Origin of the sequence: Streptomyces sp. NPDC007264, assembly GCF_042869095.1 — a bacterium.
Taxonomy (GTDB): Bacteria; Actinomycetota; Actinomycetes; order Streptomycetales; family Streptomycetaceae; genus Streptomyces.
In genome coordinates, this window is sequence record NZ_JBIAFD010000010.1 from 1 (window position 1) to 19,762 (window position 19,762).

20 protein-coding genes are annotated in these 19,762 nt (G+C 72.2%); 16 read left to right on the forward strand and 4 right to left on the reverse strand.

All coding sequences use genetic code 11. The features are described from left to right. Positions 1 to 102: 102 nt before the first annotated feature. Positions 103 to 429 (reverse strand): hypothetical protein, encoded by a 327-nt coding sequence (locus ACFYMU_RS18590; RefSeq protein WP_388374072.1) that lies wholly within the window; start codon positions 427 to 429, stop codon positions 103 to 105. Positions 430 to 624: 195 nt separating this feature from the next. Here ACFYMU_RS18590 and ACFYMU_RS18595 point away from each other — a divergent pair, with 195 nt between their 5' ends. From ACFYMU_RS18595 to ACFYMU_RS18650, 12 genes are all read left to right on the forward strand, one after another. After that, positions 625 to 1,542 (forward strand): ribokinase, encoded by a 918-nt coding sequence (locus ACFYMU_RS18595; RefSeq protein WP_388374074.1) that lies wholly within the window; start codon positions 625 to 627, stop codon positions 1,540 to 1,542. Between the two features lie 271 nt (positions 1,543 to 1,813). Then, positions 1,814 to 2,143 (forward strand): gas vesicle protein, encoded by a 330-nt coding sequence (locus tag ACFYMU_RS18600; protein ID WP_388374076.1) that lies wholly within the window; start codon positions 1,814 to 1,816, stop codon positions 2,141 to 2,143. Between the two features lie 46 nt (positions 2,144 to 2,189). Next, positions 2,190 to 2,639, forward strand: coding sequence for a gas vesicle structural protein GvpA (locus ACFYMU_RS18605; RefSeq protein ID WP_388374540.1), 450 nt, complete (start codon positions 2,190 to 2,192; stop codon positions 2,637 to 2,639). After that, positions 2,636 to 3,361, forward strand: coding sequence for a GvpL/GvpF family gas vesicle protein (locus ACFYMU_RS18610; RefSeq protein ID WP_388374078.1), 726 nt, complete (start codon positions 2,636 to 2,638; stop codon positions 3,359 to 3,361). Before ACFYMU_RS18605 ends, ACFYMU_RS18610 begins: the two co-directional genes overlap by 4 nt. Before the next feature lie 94 nt (positions 3,362 to 3,455). Then, on the forward strand, positions 3,456 to 3,722 hold the full coding sequence (locus ACFYMU_RS18615) for a gas vesicle protein GvpG (protein ID WP_388374080.1): 267 nt from the start codon (positions 3,456 to 3,458) through the stop codon (positions 3,720 to 3,722). Positions 3,723 to 3,774: 52 nt separating this feature from the next. Then, a complete protein-coding gene (locus ACFYMU_RS18620) occupies positions 3,775 to 4,323 on the forward strand; it encodes an ABC transporter substrate-binding protein (protein WP_388374082.1) in 549 nt (182 codons plus the stop codon). After that, complete coding sequence (locus ACFYMU_RS18625) at positions 4,316 to 5,461, forward strand: SRPBCC family protein (protein WP_388374084.1); 1,146 nt, start codon at positions 4,316 to 4,318, stop codon at positions 5,459 to 5,461. The genes ACFYMU_RS18620 and ACFYMU_RS18625 overlap by 8 nt, the downstream gene beginning before the upstream one ends. Positions 5,462 to 5,499: 38 nt before the next feature. Continuing rightward, positions 5,500 to 5,979: a gas vesicle protein GvpJ gene (gene gvpJ / locus ACFYMU_RS18630; protein ID WP_388374086.1), complete on the forward strand. Its 480-nt coding sequence runs from the start codon at positions 5,500 to 5,502 to the stop codon at positions 5,977 to 5,979. Further along, positions 5,976 to 6,791, forward strand: a complete 816-nt coding sequence (locus tag ACFYMU_RS18635) for a GvpL/GvpF family gas vesicle protein (RefSeq protein WP_388374087.1) — start codon at positions 5,976 to 5,978, stop codon at positions 6,789 to 6,791. The genes gvpJ and ACFYMU_RS18635 overlap by 4 nt, the downstream gene beginning before the upstream one ends. Then, the gene (locus ACFYMU_RS18640; RefSeq protein WP_388374089.1) at positions 6,788 to 7,063 is read left to right on the forward strand and encodes a gas vesicle protein; all 276 of its coding nucleotides are present in this window, start codon (positions 6,788 to 6,790) and stop codon (positions 7,061 to 7,063) included. The genes ACFYMU_RS18635 and ACFYMU_RS18640 overlap by 4 nt, the downstream gene beginning before the upstream one ends. Continuing rightward, a complete protein-coding gene (locus tag ACFYMU_RS18645) occupies positions 7,047 to 7,451 on the forward strand; it encodes a gas vesicle protein K (RefSeq protein WP_388374091.1) in 405 nt (134 codons plus the stop codon). Before ACFYMU_RS18640 ends, ACFYMU_RS18645 begins: the two co-directional genes overlap by 17 nt. 311 nt (positions 7,452 to 7,762) lie before the next feature. Beyond that, entirely contained in the window at positions 7,763 to 8,803 is a 1,041-nt protein-coding gene (locus tag ACFYMU_RS18650) for a LacI family DNA-binding transcriptional regulator (RefSeq protein WP_388374093.1), read from the forward strand. A 245-nt stretch (positions 8,804 to 9,048) separates the two neighbouring features. On the opposite strand, the gene ACFYMU_RS18655 is transcribed toward ACFYMU_RS18650, so the two are convergent. Continuing rightward, a complete protein-coding gene (locus tag ACFYMU_RS18655; RefSeq protein WP_388374095.1) occupies positions 9,049 to 9,663 on the reverse strand; it encodes a hypothetical protein in 615 nt (204 codons plus the stop codon). 116 nt (positions 9,664 to 9,779) lie between these two features. Here ACFYMU_RS18655 and ACFYMU_RS18660 point away from each other — a divergent pair, with 116 nt between their 5' ends. The 3 genes from ACFYMU_RS18660 (at position 9,780) to ACFYMU_RS18670 (ending at position 12,952) form a co-directional block, all read left to right on the forward strand. After that, the gene (locus ACFYMU_RS18660; protein ID WP_388374097.1) at positions 9,780 to 10,748 is read left to right on the forward strand and encodes a GNAT family N-acetyltransferase; all 969 of its coding nucleotides are present in this window, start codon (positions 9,780 to 9,782) and stop codon (positions 10,746 to 10,748) included. A gap of 11 nt (positions 10,749 to 10,759) precedes the next feature. Next, on the forward strand, positions 10,760 to 11,560 hold the full coding sequence (locus ACFYMU_RS18665; RefSeq protein WP_388374542.1) for a sugar phosphate isomerase/epimerase family protein: 801 nt from the start codon (positions 10,760 to 10,762) through the stop codon (positions 11,558 to 11,560). Between the two features lie 165 nt (positions 11,561 to 11,725). Then, the gene (locus tag ACFYMU_RS18670) at positions 11,726 to 12,952 is read left to right on the forward strand and encodes an MFS transporter (protein ID WP_388374099.1); all 1,227 of its coding nucleotides are present in this window, start codon (positions 11,726 to 11,728) and stop codon (positions 12,950 to 12,952) included. 65 nt (positions 12,953 to 13,017) lie between these two features. Here ACFYMU_RS18670 and ACFYMU_RS18675 read toward each other — a convergent pair whose 3' ends face one another. Continuing rightward, positions 13,018 to 14,799: a multicopper oxidase family protein gene (locus tag ACFYMU_RS18675; protein WP_388374101.1), complete on the reverse strand. Its 1,782-nt coding sequence runs from the start codon at positions 14,797 to 14,799 to the stop codon at positions 13,018 to 13,020. Positions 14,800 to 15,071: 272 nt separating this feature from the next. Next, positions 15,072 to 17,468 (reverse strand): hypothetical protein, encoded by a 2,397-nt coding sequence (locus ACFYMU_RS18680; RefSeq protein ID WP_388374103.1) that lies wholly within the window; start codon positions 17,466 to 17,468, stop codon positions 15,072 to 15,074. A 439-nt stretch (positions 17,469 to 17,907) separates the two neighbouring features. Between ACFYMU_RS18680 and ACFYMU_RS18685 the strand changes: the two genes are divergently transcribed. After that, positions 17,908 to 19,734: a glycoside hydrolase family 3 protein gene (locus tag ACFYMU_RS18685; protein ID WP_388374105.1), complete on the forward strand. Its 1,827-nt coding sequence runs from the start codon at positions 17,908 to 17,910 to the stop codon at positions 19,732 to 19,734. Positions 19,735 to 19,762: the final 28 nt, after the last annotated feature.

Consider the following 19,762-nt stretch of genomic DNA (forward strand, 5'->3'; position numbering starts at 1 on the left):
ACATCCGCCGACGCACCCGTGTCGTACGACCGACGATCCGCACCCGAACCCGCCATCACACACCACTCCCCGTCACAACAACATCCCCACTACCCGCCACCCTCAACGGAACCGCGCCCCGTCGAAGTTCGCCGCCGCCTGCTGACGCCGCGCGTTCTCACCCTGCTCCTGATCACCCGAACCGAACGCCGACTCCATCCCCGACTGACCACCCAAAATCGCCGCCAACGACGCGTTCAACTCCTTCGTGATCCCATCAGCCCGCGCCTTGAACTGATCGAACGCCACCCGCCCCGCACCGTTGAACTTCCCCTCCAACGGCTGCGCCGCCTGCACCAACTGACGAATCAACGTCCCCAGATCATCACTCGACCCGTGCGAGTCCTTCATCAGCGTCGACAGGACCTGCGCCCCCATGTCGAACTTCATGCTGCCTCCCCCTGTGGCGAGTTGACATCACTGAACGATTCTGCACCTTCCATGTTCACTGCGGCGCGTCACACTCGCAACCACCTGAAGTCACAGGCCTGCTACAGCAGTCGGGCGGCGCGTCGGACCGGCGGGCCGCCGTCCGGGCGGGCACCCTGTACGCGTAGGCCCGTGGGATCCGTCGGGAGGCAGTTCATGTACGACTACGACCTCCTGGTCGTGGGGTCGGCCAACGCCGATCTGGTGATCGGGGTCGAGCGGCGGCCCGCGGCCGGGGAGACGGTGCTCGGTTCCGACCTGGCCGTCCACCCGGGCGGCAAGGGTGCGAACCAGGCGGTCGCCGCCGCCCGTCTCGGCGCCCGTGCGGCGCTGCTGGCCAGGATCGGCGACGACGCGTACGGCCGGCTGCTGCTGGACGCGCAGCGCGACGCGGGCGTCGACACCGCGGGGGTGCTGGTCGGCGGGGCCCCCACGGGGGTGGCGCTGATCACGGTGGATCCCTCGGGGGACAACAGCATCGTGGTCTCGCCGGGGGCCAACGGACGGCTGGCTCCCGGGGACGTACGGGCCGCGCGCGGGCTGCTGCGCGCATCCCGCGTGGTGTCGGCGCAGCTGGAGATCCCGCTGGAGACGGTCGTGGAGGTCGTACGGAGTCTGCCGTCCGGCACCCGCTTCGTGCTGAACGCGTCGCCGCCGCGGCCGCTGCCCGCCGAGCTGCTGGCGGCCTGCGACCCGCTGATCGTGAACGAGCACGAGGCGCGGGTCATCGCAGGCGGGAAGCCGGGCGGTGCGCCCGAGGACCGGGCGGCCGGGCTGCTGGCGCTCGGCCCGCGGTCGGTCGTGGTGACGCTGGGCGCGGAGGGCGCGCTGGTGGCGACGGGGGACGCCATGAGCCGGGTGCCGTCCCCGACGGTGGAGGCGGTGGACACGACGGGTGCGGGCGACGCCTTCACCGCGGCGCTGGCGTGGCGGCTGGGCCTGGGCTCGCCGCTGCCCGACGCGGCGGCCCGTGCGGCGCGGGTGGGTGCGGCGGTGGTCACCCGTCCCGGCGCGCAGGCGTCCTTCCCGACGGCCGGGGAGGTCGACGCGCTGTGCGGGAGTCCGGCGCCCTGAGGCGGCACCTCACGACGGCGGCCGCGGCTCGCCCGCAGCGGCCGCGGCATGTTTCGAGGGGCCCGGTCCGCGGACCGGGCCCCTCGGTTTCCCCTCCCTGCCGGCACTCCTCCGATCCCCCCCGGATCCCCACCCCAGGAGTGCCGATGCCTGGTTCGACACCCCGGTCGGGGAAAGGGTTGCGCGCTCCGCGCGGGGAATTCCCGCCGCAGGCCCACGAGTGGCGGGGGCTGCGGAAAGGACCGACGATGGGCAGAGAGCTAGAAGGTGAATGATCACGAACGACCGTGAGCCGAAGAAGGCACGTGACCCGTCGCGAGAGGCGTCCGCGGAGCAGCGGGTGTCGGCGACCGAGGCGATGCGGAGCGCGACCCGGCAGCTGGCCGAGCTGCTGGGGCGGGCCCCGGAGTCCGTGTCCGCGCTCAAGCCGACCGACCAGGGCTGGGAGGCCGAGGTCGAGGTCGTGGAGCTGGAGCGCATCCCGGACACGAGCAGCGTGCTGGCCAGCTACCAGGTCGTTCTGGACCCCGCGGGCAGGCTGATGGCGTACGAGCGCGGACGCCGCTACACCCGTGCGCAGGTCGACAGACAGGGCCGCTGACAGGGGCGGCTCCCCTTTGTCCGAGGGGAAGAGGAAGACCGTGACTGTGGTGCCGCAGGGCGGAGGTGGCGCCGTTCCCGGGGCCGCCGGTGGTGGTTCGGGGAATCTGTACGACGTGCTGGAACTGGTCCTTGACCGGGGTCTGGTGATCGACGCGTTCGTGCGGGTGTCCCTCGTGGGGATCGAGATCCTGAAGATCGACGCGCGCGTGGTCGTGGCCAGTGTGGACACGTATCTCCGGTTCGCCGAGGCGTGCAACCGGCTGGACCTGGAGTCCGGACGCAAGGCCCCCGCCCAGCTGACCGACATCGCCCAGAGCATCACCGAGAGCGGTGCCCGGGGCAAGAGCAAGGGTGCGCTGACGGGCGCGGTCGAGGCGTTCACCGAGTCGTTCCAGAAGGGGCGCGGGGGCGAGGGGGAGGGTGAGCGCGAGAAGCGGCACGAACACGCCGAGCGCGGCTCGCAGCGCCGTTCCTCGAAGGACCGGGAGGAGTGAGCGAGCCGATGTCCGTGTACGTGTACGCGATCAGCAAGGACTCGCATCCGCTGGACCTGGACGGAGTCAAGGGCGTGGGCGAGTCACCCGGAGAGCTGCACGCGGTGCGCGCCGGCTCGCTGTGCGCCGTCGTCAGCGAGGCCCCCGAGGACATCTCGGTCGCGCGCCGGGACCTGGAGGCCCATCACACCGTGCAGGAACACCTGTGGGCCGACGGCACCATCCTGCCGCTGGGATTCGGGTTCGTCGCCACGGACGAGGGGTCCGTACGCGCCGTTCTGGAGCAGCGGGCCGAGGAGTTCACCCAGCGCCTCGACGAACTCACCGGGCGGGCGGAGTTCAACGTCAAGGGAGTGGAGGACGAGAACGCGGTGCTGCGTGCCGTCCTGGAGGGGTCCGAGCAGGCCCGCGTGCTCAACGAGGCGACCCGTGGGGGCGGCGGCACCTACGAGGACCGGGTGGCGCTCGGGCAGCTCGTGTCACAGGAGGTGCAGCGCCACCAGGAGGCGCTGGCCGGCGAGGTCCTCACCGCCCTGCGGCCGTTCGCGCTGGCGGAGAAGCTCACGCCGCCGTCCCAGCAGTACTTCGTGAACGTGTCGTTCCTGGTGGACGACGACCGGGCCGAGGAGTGCGTACGGGCCGGGCAGGAAGCCGCCGGACGGCTCGGCGAGGGCGTCGAGCTACGGGTACGGGGGCCGCTGCCGCCGTACAGCTTCACCTGACCCCGGCGCGCCGCGTTCGACCGGTCCGCACGACGTGAAGACACGACGTGAGGACACGACGTGAGGACACGACGTGAGGACGTGAGGAGGAGACGTGGGAGGACTGGTTCCCGAGATCCTGGCCCTGCCGTTCGCACCTGTTCGCGGAATCGTGTGGGTGCTCGACAAGGTCGTCCGTACCGCCGAGGACGAGTACTACGACCCTGCCCCTGTGCAGGAGCAACTCGTGCAGCTGGAGCAGGCGCGGACCGAGGGCCGTATCGACGACGAGGAGTTCACGCGGCGCGAGGACGAGTTGCTGCACCGCCTGGAGGAGATCAGGGCCTACCAGTTGCGGCGCGGAGCGCAGGGCGGCCTGTGAGAAGCCGACCGCGACGCGTCGGCGAGGAAAGGCGAGGAAAGAGGACAGGATCATGAAGAACGCCAAGATCGGCGCGGCCGTCCTCAGCGGTTATGTGCTGGGCCGCACGAAGAAGGCCAAGCTCGCCCTGAGCCTCGGCGCGCTGCTGGCCGGATCGCGGATCAAGCCCGGGCAGCTCGGCAAGGTCATGGAGGAGTCCCCCTTCCTCAGCAACGTCAGCCAGCAGGTGCGCACCGAGCTGGCCGGTGCGAGCAAGGCGGCGGCGACCTCCGTCCTGACGGCCAAGGCCGACAGCCTGGCCGACGCCCTGCACGAGCGCACGGCGGGGCTGCGGGAGAAGACGCACGCCGAGCGGGAACAGGGCCCAGACGAAGAACGGGAACAGGGCCGGGACGAGGAAGCGGACCGGGAACACCGGGAGAAGCGCCGCGGCGACGGGCACCGTGGCGCGCGGCAGGAGGGGACCGCCGGACAGGAGAAGAAGTCGCACCACCGCGGATCGGGCCATGAAGGCGGCGAGCCGCGCAAGCAGCGGACGGCGGGCGCCCAGGGCCCTCCGAAGAGCGGCTCGGCACGATCGAGGAGGCCGGACGATGGCTGAGGACAAGGCGGCCGAACACGGCTCGGGTGGCATCGGGACCCTCACCAAGGTCCGTGAACAGGCACTGCAGAGCCCGGGTGCGAACCGGCTCAAGGAGGAGCTGGAGCACTACCTGGAGGCGCGGGTGGAGCTGATGCTGGAGGGCGTGGGCCACCGGCTGGGCGAAGGGGCGCGTCGGCTGAGCGAGACGAGCCTCGGTCCCCAGGCGCTGACCTCCGCGGCCGCGAAGGGCGGCAAGAAGCTCCTCGGGCACGCGCCGTCGGGCGAGCTGCTGGCCTCGGTCGCCTCCCACGCCAAGGACGCGCTCCTGGACACGGCGAAGCAGAAGGCCAAGGACAAGGTCAAGGACCTCACCGGGAAGGGCACGAAGGGCACGGGCCAGGTGAAGCCCCCCACCGGCACCGGCAGGGGCCTGACCATCATCGAGGACGTCGACGTGGGCGTGCCGGTGCGCGAGGCGTACAACCAGTGGACGCAGTTCCAGGAGTTCGAGCGCTTCGCCAAGGGCGTGGTGGGGGTCGAGCAGGAGGACGAGGTCACCACCCACTGGCAGGTGAAGATCGCCAAGGCGAGCCGCCACTGGCGGGGCATCGTCACGGAACAGGTCCCCGACCAGCGGATCGCCTGGACGTCCGAGGGCGCCAAGGCCACCACCAAGGGTGTCGTCACCTTCCACCCGCTCGGGGACAACCTCACCAAGGTGCTGCTGGTCCTGGAGTACTTCCCCAAGGGCGTGGTCGAGAGGGTCGGCGGCCTGGTACGCGCCCAGGGGCGTCGGGTACGGCTCGATCTGAAGCTGTTCCGCACGTTCGTCATGACGCGCGGCGAGGCCACCGGCGGCTGGCGCGGGGAGATCCGCGACGGCGAGGTGGTCCGGGGCCCGGAGGAGGCCGAGGAAGGCGAAGAGGCTGAAGAGGGCCGGGAGGCCGAGGGCCGCGAGGAGGAGCCCGAGGAGAGCTACGACGAGGAAGAAGAGGAAGAGCCTGAAGAGGAGGAGGAAGAAGAAGAGCGCGAGGAGGAACCCGAGGACCGCTACGAGGACGAGGACGAAGAGGAAGAGGAAGAGGAGCCCGAGGGACGGGACGAGGAGCAAGAGGACGAGGAGGAGCGCGAAGGCCGAGAGGCCGACGACCGCTAGGAAGACACCGAACCCCGGGAAACGAGGTCGACTGCACCGTGACCGAGTCCCAGCCAGTGCCCACGCCGTCGCGGGCCTTCACCCCGTACGGCCAGCAGGGTTCCAGCGCGAACCTCGCCGACATCCTTGAACGCGTGCTCGACAAGGGCATCGTCATCGTCGGCGACATCAAGATCAACCTGCTCGACATCGAGCTGCTCACGATCAAGCTCCGTCTGCTGGTGGCCTCCGTCGACAAGGCCAGGGAGATCGGCATCGACTGGTGGGAGCACGACCCCGCCCTGTCCTCCCGCGCCTCGCGTACCGACGGCCGGCGCGACCTGGAGGCGCAGAACGAGCGCCTGCGCGCCGAGGTGGAGGAGCTGCGCAGCCGTCTCGCCGAGTCCCCGGCGGAGCTCTCCGACGCCCGGCCGGCCGGCCGCCGGCGTCCTCGTGAGAGCGAGCGGGAGCCCCGCACGGAGCCGCGACGCAAGCGCCGCAGGACCGACGAGGACGAGGACGAGGACCGGGGCCGATGACCGTGGACGGGCAGCTGAGCTACGCATACGCCGTGCTGCGACCGTCCCCCGAGCTGGAGGGCACGGCGCTGGCCGGGATCCGCGGGGTGGCGGACGCACCGGTCGGTCTCGTGCGCTCGGGGGCCGTGGCGGCCGCGGTCAGCGCCGTTCCCGGGGAGGACTTCTCGGAGGCCGCCCTGAAGGTCCGTCTGGAGGACCTTCGGTGGCTGGAGCCGACGGCCCGTGCGCACCACGCCGTCATCGAGGCGCTGGCGGCGCACACCACGGTCCTGCCACTGCGGCTGGCCACCGTCTACCTCGACGAGGGCCGGGTCCGGGAGATGCTGGGCGAGCAGGAGCCGGCCTTCACCGCGCTGCTGGACCGGCTCGCCGACCAGGTGGAGTGGGGTGTGAAGGTGTATGCCGAGGTCCCGCCGGGAGCCGTGGCCACGCCCGTGGACCCGTCGGCGGAGGAGACGGACCCCGGTCGCGCCTATCTGCGCCGCCGCAGGCACCAGCGTGAGGCGCGGGAGGACGCCTGGCGGGCCGCCGAGGAGGCCGTCCGGCGGACCGAGGCGCGGGCACGCGGTCTGGCGGTGGAGCGTGCGCGCCACCGCCCGCAGCAGGGAGACCTGGCCCGGCAGGCCGGGGAGAACGTCGCCAATGACGCCTACCTCGTGCCGCGCCGTCTGTCGGAGGAGTTCCGCGACCGGATGCTGCACGCAGCGGACGGACTGCCGGGGGTACGGGTGGACGTGACCGGCCCGTGGGCCCCGTACTCGTTCGCCATGCCTCCCGCGCCCGAGGGGCAGGAAGGGGTACGGCCGCGGTGAGCGAACTCGAGTTCGAAGGGCCGGGCGGGCGTCCGCTCAGTCAGCCGCAGGTGGCGCTGATCGACCTGCTCGACCGGCTGCTGAGCGGCGGTGTGGTGCTCACCGGCGATCTGGTGCTGTCGATCGCCGACATCGATCTGGTGCGGATCTCGCTGCGCGCGGTGGTCGTCGCCATCTGCGAGCAGATGGGGGAACAGTGGGCTCCCGTCCTTCCCGGCGGGACGGAACGGGCGCCCGTCGGACACGGCGGCCACCATGACGAGACCCCCTGACCGTCCCCGGGCCGACCGGCTGCGCGAGGTGGCCGAGGCCGCGGACCGGGCCTTCTCGCTGCTGCCCGCCCGGCCGGAGGACCTCGCGCCGCCGCCCGGTGAGCGGGGCGTGGGGGCGGTACGGCAGCTGCGCGCCGATCCGGACACGGTGGAACGGGACCTCGTCAGGCTGGTCCTCACCATCGTGGAGTTGCTGCGCCAGTTGATGGAGCGGCAGGCCCTGCACCGCGTGGACCAAGGCGATCTGACGGGGGAGCAGGAGGAGCGGCTGGGGCTGACGCTGATGATCCTGCACGACCGGATGGCCGAGCTGTGCGAGCGCTACGGCCTCACGATGTCCGATCTCAACCTGGATCTGGGGCCCTTGGGAACGCTGCTGCCGCCGTGAGGCCCGCCTCCGCTCACAGTCCCTCCGCTCACAGCCCCTCGTCGAAGAGTTCGACCTCGATCGGAAAGAAACCGCCCCGGCACAGCGTCGTCACCGTCAGCCCCAACGGGCGACGGTGACGGCAAGCGCTTTCTGCACCGGGAGACGCTAGCCTCTGCGCGATGGACCGGCCAAGATCGCGTGGCCGATCGAACACGGAGAACCGTGGACCTGTACACGGGCGTCCGGGGAGCTGTAGGAGAGTCGGCAAGGGGTCTTCGGGGACGCCCTTCTCCTGAGGACGACGAGAGCACGACCGGAGGACGACGACGATGACGGTGACCCTGGCGGACGTGGCGGCGCGCGCGCAGGTTTCGCCTGCCACCGTGTCACGCGTGCTGAACGGGAACTACCCGGTGGCGGCATCCACCCGGGAGCGGGTGCTGCGGGCCGTCGACGAGCTGGACTACGTCCTCAACGGCCCGGCGAGCGCGCTCGCGGCCGCCACCTCCGACCTCGTCGGGATCCTGGTGCACGACATCGCCGACCCCTTCTTCGGGATCATGGCGAGCGCCGTCCAGTCGGAGATCGGGGGGCCGGGCGGCCGGGCCGGCGGCGAACGACTGGCGGTGGTCTGCAACACCGGTGGCTCGCCGGAGCGGGAGCTGACGTATCTGACCCTGCTGCAGCGGCAGCGGGCGGCGGCCGTGGTGCTGACCGGCGGCGCGGTGGAGGACAGCGCGCACGCGGAGGCCGTGGGCGCGAAGCTGCGGAAGCTGGTCGACGCGGGGACACGCGTGGTGCTGTGCGGGCGGCCGCCCGCCCCCGCGGCGGTCACCCTGGCCTTCGACAACCGCGGCGGCGGCCGGCGGCTGACCGAGCACCTGACGGGGCTCGGGCACCGGCGGCTCGGATACATCGCGGGCCCGGAGGACCGCACGACGACACGGCACCGGATGGAGGGGCACCGGGCGGCGCTGGCCGCCGCCGGGATCGAGGACGAACCCCGGCTGACGGTGCACGGCCCCTACGACCGCCGCTCCGGCTACGAGGCGGCGCTGGAGCTGCTGCGGCGGGAGCCGTCGCTGACGGCGATCGTGGCGGCGAACGACACGGTGGCGCTGGGCGCGTGCGCGGCCCTACGGGACTCCGGTCTGCGCGTCCCCGAGGACGTGTCGGTGGCCGGCTTCGACGACCTCCCGTTCGCGGTGGACGCGGCACCGGCGCTGACGACGGTACGGCTGCCGCTGTCCGAGGCGGGCGCACGGGCCGGCCGGATCGCGATGGGCCGGGAGGAAGCCCCGCCGGGCGGCATCGCGACGGTGCGCGGCGAGCTGATGGTGCGGCAGTCCACGGCGGTGGTGCGGGGGTGAGCCGCCCCTACCGCACCTGACGGCTGCGGCTCGTCCGGCCGAGCGGACCCTGCCCGGCCGAGCGGACCCCGGACTTGCGGGCCGGGTCCCGGGGCGGGCCAGCTCAGTTCGCGGCCCGCACCCCGGGGCGGGCGAACTCACCTTGCGGCCCGCACCCCGGGGCGGGCGAACTCACCTTGCGGCCCGCACCCCGGGGCGGGCGAACTCACCTTGCGGCCCGGCCTCCGGGGCCGGAAGCACCCGGCTCAGCCTCCGGCCCCGGGGACGCGCGGTCGCGCGAACCACCGGCCGGCGCCGCTCTGGCTCAGCAGGACCACCACCGCGATCGCGCCCAGCAGGGCGAAGCCGCCTCCCAGAACGCCGCGGGCGGTGCCGCCGAGGGCCAGCAGGATCTGGATGCTCGCCAGGACGATCGACGTGGTGCGGACACCGGTGCCCGCCGTGCGGTAGCGGAAGGCCAGGACGAACAGGACCAGGCCCATCAGGTTCTGGCCGAACGTCTGGCCCGCGGCGCGCGGCCCCTCGGCGAGGCCGACCAGGAGCGACACGAGCAGGGTCAGTCCCGTCATGGCCCAGATCGTGATCTGGGCGGCGCGCACCACTCCGGGCATGACGAGCTGCGGGGCGGGGGCGTACGGGTACGGGGCCGCGTACGGGCCCGGGTAGGGGCCCGGGCCCGGGTAGCCGCCTCCTGGCGGCGACCCGTACGGCGGTCCGCCCTGCGATCCGTACTGCGATCCGTACTGCGATCCGTACTGCGATCCGTACTGCGATCCGTACTGCGGTCCGGAGGGCGGTCCGGAGGGCGGTCCATAAGGGCCCGGCTGGTGCGGCGGCTGCTGCTGCGGTTCGTCAGGCATGCCCATGACCCTAACGCCCGGAAGCACGCGGGACTCATGGACGGCGGTCGCAAGCCGCCGTAGGCTCGAGCCCGAATCTCTGACTGAGTCAACATTCGAGGCAGGCGAGGCCGGTCATGACCGTCCAGGACATCCGCTCGTTCAACCGCTTCTACACCAACGTCATCGGCGCGCTGGACTACGGGCGCCACCTCTACGCGCCGTACACGCTCACGGAGTCCCGCGTGCTGTACGAGCTGGCGCACGCGCCCCGTACGGACGCGGCCGACCTGCGCGCCGCGCTCTCCCTGGACGCGGGATACCTGAGCCGGATCCTCAACAAGTTCGAGCAGGACGGGCTGGTCGAGCGGACGCCCTCCGACAAGGACCCGCGGCGACGGCGGATCACGCTCACCTCGCGCGGCCGGGACGCCGCCGGCCTGCTGGAGGAACGGGCGCGCGAGACCGTGGCCGCGCTGCTCGACACGGTGGCCCCCGTCGACCGGCCGCGCCTGGCCGAGGCGATGCGCACCATCCGCTCGGTCCTCGGCGGGGGCCGGGCCCCCGAGGCGCAGGACGTGGTGCTGCGCGATCCCGCACCCGGTGACCTCGGCTGGATCGTGCAGCGCAACGCCGCGGTGTACGCCGCCGAGTACGGCTGGAACGCCGACTACGAGGGACTGGTGGCGAGGATCGTCGCGGACTTCGGCGAGGACCACGACCCGCACCTGGAGCGGGTGTGGATCGCCGAGACCGGGGACGGTCGGCCGGTGGGGTGCGTGATGTGCGTACGGGACGAGGCGCCGGCCACCGCCCGGCTCCGGCTCCTGCTGGTCGAGCCCGACGCCCGCGGACTGGGCATCGGCGACCGGCTGGTCGAGGCGTGCATCGGCTTCGCGCGCGGCGTCGGCTACCGCGAGCTGGTCCTGTGGACGAACGACGTGCTGACCACCGCCCGCCGCATCTACCAGCGCCACGGCTTCGTCCTCGTCGCCGAGAAGCCCCACCGCTCCTTCGGCAAGGACCTGGTCGGCCAGGACTGGCGGCTGGACCTGCACGCGGCGTCCGAACGGCTCCGAGGGGCGGTACCCGGCAGTCACGAGTAGGGTCCGTGAGCATGAAGCTGGCGTTCTCCACCCTCGGCGTCCCCGGCCTTCCCGTACCGGACGTGGTACGGCTCGCGGTCACGCACGGCTACCACGGCGTGGAACTGCGCACCCACCCGGAGGAGCCGGTGCATCCCGGTCTCGACCCGGACGAACGGTCGCGGGTGGCCGCCGAGTTCAAGGCGCAGGGCATCGAGATCCTGGGGCTCGCGGGGTACGCGCGGGTCGCCGAGCCGGGTGCGGACGAGCCCGTTCTCACCGCCGTCCGCGACCTTCTCGACCTCGCCCACGACCTCGGCGCCCCCTTCGTCCGTGTCTTCCCCGGTGCCCGCCCCGGGCAGCCCCCCGAGGAGGCCGACGCCCTCGCGGCCCGGCGCCTGGGCACCGCCGCCGAGTACGCCGCCGGGGTGGGCGTGCGCATCCTGCTGGAGACCCACGACTCGCACCCCACCGGCGCGGACGCCCTCCGCGTGCTGGGTGCGGTCGGCCACCGCTGCGTGGGCTCGCTGTGGGACGTGATGCACACCTGGCTGGGCGGCGAGCAACCGCAGGAGACGTACGCGGCGCTGTCCCCGTATCTCGGCTACGTCCAGGTCAAGGACATCGCGTCCGCCGACGACACCACCCCGCTGCCGCTCGGCGCCGGTGTCCTCCCGCTCACCGAGTGCGTGGAGGTCCTCTCCCGCCACGGCTGGGAGGGCTGGCTGTGCTGGGAGTACGAGAAGCGGTGGTACGAGGCGGCGCCGCCGCTGCCGGAACTCCTCGGCCCGGGCCGGGACCACCTCACCCGTCTGCTGACCGAGTCGGCCTAGCCGGACGCCTGGCCGTGGCCCGGCCGGACGCCTGGCCGTGGCCCGGCCGCGCGGATAATCGATGGCCCCGCGGGCGAACGGGGATTAGCCTCCCGCCGTGCCCGAGCCCGCCCGCGCCCTCGCCGTCGCCGTCACCGTCACCGCGGCCCCCGCCACCGCCGTCTCATGAGTCCGCCCCGTACGTTGATCGACGTGCGGCCCCTGCGGACGTCCCCGGCGTTCCGGCGGCTGCTGATCGGGCGGACCGTGTCGGTGCTCGGCGGGTTCATGAGCATGGTCACCGTCATGTACCAGGTCTGGGACATGACCCACAGCACGGTCTGGAGCGGTGCGGTCGGCCTGGCGCAGGCGCTGCCCGTGGTGCTGTTCGGCCTGTTCGCCGGGTCGCTGGCCGACCGGGGCGACCGGCGGCGGATCTTTCTCGGGAACACCGTGGGCCAGGCGGTGTGCGCGCTGCTCCTCGCGGTGCAGGGGTTCACCGGGCACGTCCCGGTGACCGGGGTGCTCGCGCTGGTCGCCGCGCAGTCCGGCTTCGGCGCGGTCGTGGGCCCGGCGGCGGGCACGTTCGTGCCGCGGCTGCTGCCGAAGGAGCAGGTGGCGGCGGGGCTGGCGCTCAACCAGGTCTCGTTCCAGGCGACGATGCTCGTCGGCCCGGCGCTCGGCGGCCTGCTGCTCGGCTGGCTGGGGATCGGCGCCTGCTACCTGGTGGACGCCCTGAGCTTCGCCGTCGCCTTCCACAGTGCCCTCGGCCTGCCCGCCCTGCCGCCCGAGGGCGAGCCGTCCCGGGCCGGACTGAGCGGGGTGCTGGACGGGCTGCGGTTCCTGGCCGGGCACCGGGTGGTGCGCGGTGCCCTGCTCACCGACCTGGCCGCCACCGTGCTGTCGATGCCGATGAGCCTCTTCCCGCTGGTCAACGCCGAGCGGTTCGGCGGGAACCCACGTACCCTCGGCCTGTTCCTGTCGGCCGTCGCCGTCGGCGGCGTCACGGGCTCCGTGCTGTCCGGCGCGGCCACCCGGTGGGGACGCCCGGGCCCGGTGATGCTCTGCGGCGCCGCCACCTGGGGCGGTGCCCTCGCGCTCTTCGGCCTGACGACCAGCCCCTGGGCCGGGATGGGGCTGCTCGTCGTGGCCGGGGCCGCCGACACCACCTCGGTGATCTCCCGCAGCACGATCGTGCAGACCCGCACCCCCGACGCGCTCCTGGGCCGGGTCACGGCCGCCGAACAGATCGTCGGCCAGGCCGGCCCCAACCTCGGAAACCTGCGCGGCGGTCTGGTCGCCGGGTGGACGTCGGGGGCGACCGCCCTGGTCAGCGGGGGCCTGCTGTGCCTGCTCGCGGTCGGGTTCGTCGGCGCGACGAGCCCCGAGCTGCGGACCGACGCCGATCGCTGATCCGCGCGCGGCCACGGACCCCGTCGCCGCGCCGGTACTGGTGCCGGTACTGGTACCGGTACCGGTCAGGCGATGCGGAAACGCTGCATCATGTCGTGGTCCTCGTGATCGACGATGTGACAGTGCCACACGTAGTCGCCGGAGTGGACCTCGCGGGCCGCGATCGGGAACGGCGCCGCGCCGCAGCCGAAGGGCACCGCGATGCGGGTCACCATGCCCGGGGGCACCTGCACGGTGTCCTTCCAGCCCGTCTCGTTCGCCGCGGGCGGCTGGAGGGGGCCGGTCAGGTGTCCGCGGGGTGAGGGCGGCGGGTAGGGGCCGGAGCCCGGCAGCACGCGGCCCGACGCGTCGGCGTAGACGTCCCTGCGGTAGCGGCGCGCGTCGAACGGCTGCCGTCCCAGCACCTGGAACTGCACGAGGTGCACATGGATCGGATGGGTGTCGGGCGTGGTGTTGGCGAACTCCCAGACCTCCAGGGTGTCCGGTGTGACCGGGTGGGAGGCGTAGGCGGTGTCGTGGAACGAGCGGTTGTTCTGCAGGACCATCAGCACGTCGCCGGTCCCCGGGTCCGTGATCTCGACGAGGCTGTGCGTGCGGACGGGCGCGCTCGTGGCCGCTCGGTCCAGTCGCCGGACCGGGGTGAGCGGGCGCAGACGCATTCCCGCGAGGGGCCGCCGAGGGGCCCAGCCCGTTCTCGCGGTCACCCGGAACCGCATGATCTGCCGCAGTGCGGGCGCGTTCGGGGAACCGGCCGGATAGGGGGCCGCCGCGCTGTTGCCCACCTCCAGCACCGTCCCGGCCGCCAGGCCCCGGAAGTCGACCAGCAGATCGGCGCGTTCCGCCGGCGCGATGAGCAACTGCTCCGTGCGCACCGGGCTGTTCAGCAGGCCGCCGTCGCCACCGATCTGCCAGAAGGGCAGGGCGGCGCCCGTCCCCTGGACCGTGATGCCGAGGCGGTAGAAGCGGGCGTTCGAGGCGTTCACCAGCCGGAAGCGGTACACCCCCCGGTCCACCGTCAGGTACGGGCGTGCCACCCCGTTGACGACCGGGGTGTCCCCGAAGAACTCGGGGGCCCAGGGCGCCGGGGGGAAGTACTGCTCCCCGTCCGCGGTGAACGACTTGTCCTGGAGGACGAGCGGGATCTCGTGCGGTCCGGCCGGCAGCATGGTGCCGTCACCGGTGTCGATGCCGGTGTCCTCGGTGTCCCGGATCAGATAGCAGGCGGCGAGGCCCGCGTACACGTTGAGCCGGGTGATGCCGAGGGCGTGGTCGTGGTACCAGAGGGCGGTCGCGTCCTGGGTGTTCTCGTACCGGTAGGTGGTCGGGTTCGGGAACGGCGGCTCACCGGCGGTTCCGCTCGGGAACGTGTCCAGCGGCCCGCCGTCGTGGCGCGGGCGGGAGTTGGCGCCGTGCAGATGGACCGCCGTCCGGGGCCGCGTCCGGTCACCGGTGACCGCTCCGTGCACGGCGGTGTCGACGGAGGCGGCGAGCGGATGACGGGTGACGTGGTGGGTGACGCTCACGGCGGCCGGTGTTCCGGTGCGGACGACGATGGTGGGGCCGAGGTAGCCGGAGATCGTCCCCGGCACGACGACCTCGCCCTCGGTCAGCCGGTACGCCAGAGTCGGCGCCGCTTTCAGGGAACTGCCGAACCGGTGCGTGGTGTTCTCGATGGTCAGATGCACCGGGCTGCCGCCGTCCACGAGGGCCGGCCGGGCCAGCGGATCGTCGAACGCGCCGACGGGGGCGGACGGGGCGTGCGCCGCCGTCTCCCCGAGCCGGAACGGGGCGGCCGTGGCCGCCCCGGCGATGGCCCCCCTCAGAATCTGCCTGCGGTCAACGGCCATCGCCGCCCCCCTTGAGACGTTCGGAGACCATGCGGGAGGGCGGACGCATGGTGCGATCGGCGCGCGTGCTCCCCCGGCATGTGCCGTACACAGAGAGTTTTTCCGGAGTGAACCGGATATACGTGCCGTACCGATGACAGTCATACGATGGTGGGACTGATTCGGAAAAAGGGGTCCAAGTGAACCCGCGCTCGCTACACTCACCGCACCCCGCGCCGGGGCCCGGACCGTCGAGTGGCCGACGGTCCGGGCCCCGCTGTCGCTCGCCGTCGTCAGAGCTGACGGCGCCGGCAGTGTCCGTGGTGCTTGAGGGTGGTGGTGTCGGTGGCCGTGTGGACGGTGCTGTCTCCGCCTCCGGTGACGGTGGCGATGTTGGTGACCCGGTCGGAGTCGTCGGTGCCCCGGTCGGAGGACCGGCAGGAGGATGTGACCTTCAGGGTGAGGGGCGGGTAACTTCCCCCCGCGGCGAGGACGTCACTGCGCGTACAGGTGAGCGTGGCCAGGGTGCAGCTCCACCCGATGCCGCTGAGGCTGCGAGCGGTGAGCCCTCTCGGGAGGATGTCGGTCACGGTGACCGCGCTGCCGTCGGTCGGTCCCGTTCCGCTGTTGCCGACGGTGAGGGTGTAGTTGACCTTCCCGCGCTCGCCGGCGCGTCGGGCGTGGCTCTTGGCGATGGTCAGCGACGCTCCGGCGGGCTGCCGGGCGATGGTGGTGGGGTCGACGGCCGTGTGGGTGGTGCCGTCCCCGCCTCCGGTGACGGTGACCGTGTTGGTCACCTGGTCGGGGGCGTCGGCCGCGACGTTCACGGTCAGGGTGAGGGGCGGGTAACTGCCCCCCGCGGCGAGGACGTCACTGCGCGTACAGGTGAGCGTGGCCAGGGTGCAGCTCCACCCGATGCCGCTGAGCCCGCCGGCGGTGAGCCCGGCCGGCAGGGTGTCGTGGACGCTGACGGTGGTGCCGTCGGTCGGACCGGAACCGGAGTTGCCCACCGTGACCGTGTAGACGCCCGTCCCCCCTCGGGTGAAGTTCCCGCTGTGGCTCTTGGCGATGGTCAAGGAGGGCGGCGGGACGGCCGTGCATTCGGGCAGGCGGAAGGACGCGATCCTGGTGTGCCAGTTGAAGGCCCCGGTTTCCGGCTGGTACTGGTTGGTGTACCAGAACGTGCAGTCGTCCGTCGGATCGACGGCCATGGACGTGTAGTCGCCCCATCGCCCGATGCGGGTCTGCGATCCTCCGCCGGGCAGCACGGTGGTCTCGCCGAGCGGCAGCGTTCCCAGCGGGTCCGCGGCCCGGCGGCCCGTGAAACGGATCGAGGGGAAGGTGGTACCGGAGGACTGCGAGTACCCGAGCGCGATGTCACCCAGGCGGTCCTGGGCGATGGAGCCCATCCACCGGTAGGTGTCGTCGGGGGCGTACGTTCCCTGCTGGTACACGGTGGGGTTGCCGCCGGCCAGCCGGAGTTCGTACCAGCGCACCCCGACCGACGAGTCCGCGGCGACGGAGTGGTTCACCACGAGGGACTCGTGGTCGCCGAAATTGCGGTAGGCGAGCCGGTACATCATGACTTCCGAGAGCGCTTCCAGCCGCTGAGTGGTACCGCCTTGCGGGATGCACGTCTGCCGCGGAAAGGCGATGCAGGCGATGGTGAAGGGCGCCACGGGGAGTGCCGAGGGGCCGGTGAAGGTGGAATTGGCGGGCGTGCTCCAGTCGACGTGGAACTTCCAGTACGCCAAGGTGGTGTTCGTGTCGAGGCCGACCACGAGTTCCGGTTCTCCCGTGGGAGGTGGCGTGGAGCCGTCCAGGTCGGCCGGGAGCACCCCGAAGTGGTCGGCGTCGTCGAAGCACTGCTGAGTCGCCGCCGCGCCGGCCAGCATGTTCGCCCGGTCCAGGGCGCACACCTTGACCCCCAGAAACGCGCCCGTCGACACGCTGAACATGTTGTAGGTGACGTAGTACGCGTCAGGCCACACCGAGAGTTTCGGATAGTCGTTGAAGTCGCTGTAGCTGAAGTCGTACCGGTTGTAGGAACCGGTCGCGTCAGGGCTCGTGGACACGGCCACGCACTGGTGGTACGGGCCTGTGCTCGAACCGGCGTTCGCGAACTTGGTGATGACCCAGCGCCTGGCCAGGGTGTCCCAGCGCACGACGGGATCCCCGTCGTCGGTCGTCTCGCAGGGCCCGCCGAAACCCGTCCACAGCGTGTTGGTGGCCGTCGGCCCCAGGACGGTGGCGCCGGTCTTGGTGTACACGGCGTAGGCGAGGTTGACGACCTCGACGATCTGCGTGTCGCCGACCGAGGCGTTCGGGTCCGGCGGCACGACCGGCACCTGGTAGTTGTTCGACCCGATGCCGTCGAAGCTGACGTCGACGGGCAGGGGCGCGGCGCGCTTCTGCCCCTTCTGCACCACCGGGTCCTTCACCACCGCTGAGGGATGCGGGCCCTGTCTGACCGGGTGCGGACGCGGGCTCACCACCGGCGCCCCGTGCAGGGTGCGCAACGGCGGCGACGTGTCGTGATGCACCGCAGGGCCGGAGTCACCGTCCGGACCGTGCTCGGCTGCCCGGACACCGGTGCGCACCTCGCCCATCGCCGGCGCCTCCGAGGCGACGGTGAAGCCGGTGAAGACCAGTGCGGCAGCGAGCAGCAATCGCGGGTGCAGAATTCGCATACTGCCTCACAGACGCTGAATTTTTGTTCTTTCGGGATCGGAATCGTTATAAGCCCGACAGTGAGGAATGCACCGTATTGGTGACGCTTCATCACCTTCACGGGTGCAGAAGTCCGAAGGCCCCCGCCGGCCACCCTCGTACCGGCTTCCGGAAAGCCGGCCGTTTCCCGGGAACCGGGTCGGTCCCGCCCCCGTCCAACGCACACCTGCCGGATGAGTCCCCGCGCCGCGGTGTCGGCCTCGCCGCTGACCGCGAGGCCGACCCTCTTTCTCCGCCGCACGCGGCCGGCAGCACGCCGTCATCGGTGCGCCCCCTCCACACAGCACCGATGACGGCCCCTCGCCGTTTGCCGCGCATTCCCTTGACTGGCAGAAACTTCCCGGATATTGGTGGCTCCTTGGAAGTTTCCTTCAGCGTTCTCCTCCGGAAGGAGCGCACGTGCACGACGCCGGCACGGGAAGCACCGCACGCCCCTCCAGACGCACGGTCCTCGCCGCCACGGCGGGCCTGACCGCCGCCCTCGCCCTCACCCCGGACACCGCCCGCGCCGCCGGGCACGACGACGAGCCGCTGCGGGCGCTGATCGCCCGCATGACGCTCGAGGAGAAGGTCGGCCAGCTCTTCGTGATGCGGGTGTACGGCCACTCCGCCACCGATCCCGACCAGGCCGACATCGACGCCAACCTCAAGGAGATCGGCGTGCGGACGGCCGCCGAGCTGATCGCCAAGTACCGCGTGGGCGGCATCATCTACTTCACGTGGGCGCACAACACCCGCGACCCGCACCAGATCGCGGACCTCTCGAACGGGATCCAGAAGGCGTCCCTCGACCAGCCGCGCGGACTGCCGGTGCTCATCGCCACGGACCAGGAGCACGGGATAGTGGCACGCGTGGGCAGACCCGCCACCCTCTTCCCGGGCGCCATGGCCCTCGGTGCGGGAGGCTCCCGCTCCGACGCCCGTACCCTCGGCCGGATCGCCGGCGCCGAGCTGCGCGCCCTGGGCATCCGCCAGGACTACGCGCCCGACGCCGACGTGAACGTCAACCCCGCCAACCCGGTCATCGGCGTCCGCTCCTTCGGCGCCGACCCGGACGCGGTGGCGGGCCTGGTGGCGGCGGAGGTGTCCGGCTACCAGCGCTCCGGCGTCGCGGCGACCGCCAAGCACTTCCCCGGCCACGGCGACACCGCCGTCGACAGCCACTTCGGTTTCCCGGTCATCACGCACAGCCGCGAGCTGTGGGAGAAGCTCGACGCGGTGCCGTTCCGGGCGGCGATCCGCGCCGGGATCGACTCCATCATGACCGCGCACATCATGGTGCCCGCCCTCGACGACTCGGGCGATCCGGCGACGCTCTCGCGCCCGATCCTCACCGGCATCCTGCGGGAGGAACTCGGCTACGACGGGGTCGTGGTGACGGACTCGCTCGGCATGGAGGGCGTGCGCCAGAAGTACGGCGACGACCGCGTGCCCGTGCTCGCCCTCAGGGCGGGCGCCGACCAGCTGCTCAACCCGCCGTCCCTGGACGTGGCGTGGAACGCGGTGCTCAAGGCCGTGCACGACGGGGAACTGACCGAGGCCCGGCTCGACGAGTCGCTTCTGCGCGTCCTGCGCCTGAAGGCGAAACTCGGGCTGCTCGACCGGCCCTACGTCACCTCCGCCGGCGTCGACCGGACCGTCGGCACCCCCGCGCACCTGCGCGCCGCGGACCGCATCGCGGACCGCACGACCACACTGCTCGTCAACAGGCGCGGTCTGCTGCCGCTGTCGCCCCGTACGCATCCCCGGCTGCTGGTCGTCGGCGCCGACCCGGCGTCGCCGTCCGGCACCGACGGGCCGCCCACCACCGTGCTCGCGAACACCCTGACCGGCCTGGGCTTCACGGCCACCGCGCTGTCCACCGGCACGGCACCCTCGGCGGCGACGATCGCCCGGGCGGTGACGGCGGCGGGCGACGCCGACGCGGTGGTCGTGGGGACGTACAACGTGGGCGCGGCCAGCCCCCAGCGGACCCTGGTCGACCAGGTGCTCGCCACGGGGAAGCCGGTGATCGCGGTCGCGGTCCGCAACCCCTACGACGTGGCCCGACTGCCCGATGTGGACGCCTGCGTGGCCTCCTACTCCTGGACGGACGTCGAACTCCGCGCGGCCGCACGGGTGATCGCCGGACGGGTGCGGCCGCGCGGGAGGCTGCCGGTCCCGGTGCAGCGGGCGGACGACCCGGCCCAGGTGCTGTACCCCATCGGGTACGGGCTGTCGTACTAGGGCCGGAGTCCCGTCAGAAGGGCCCTAG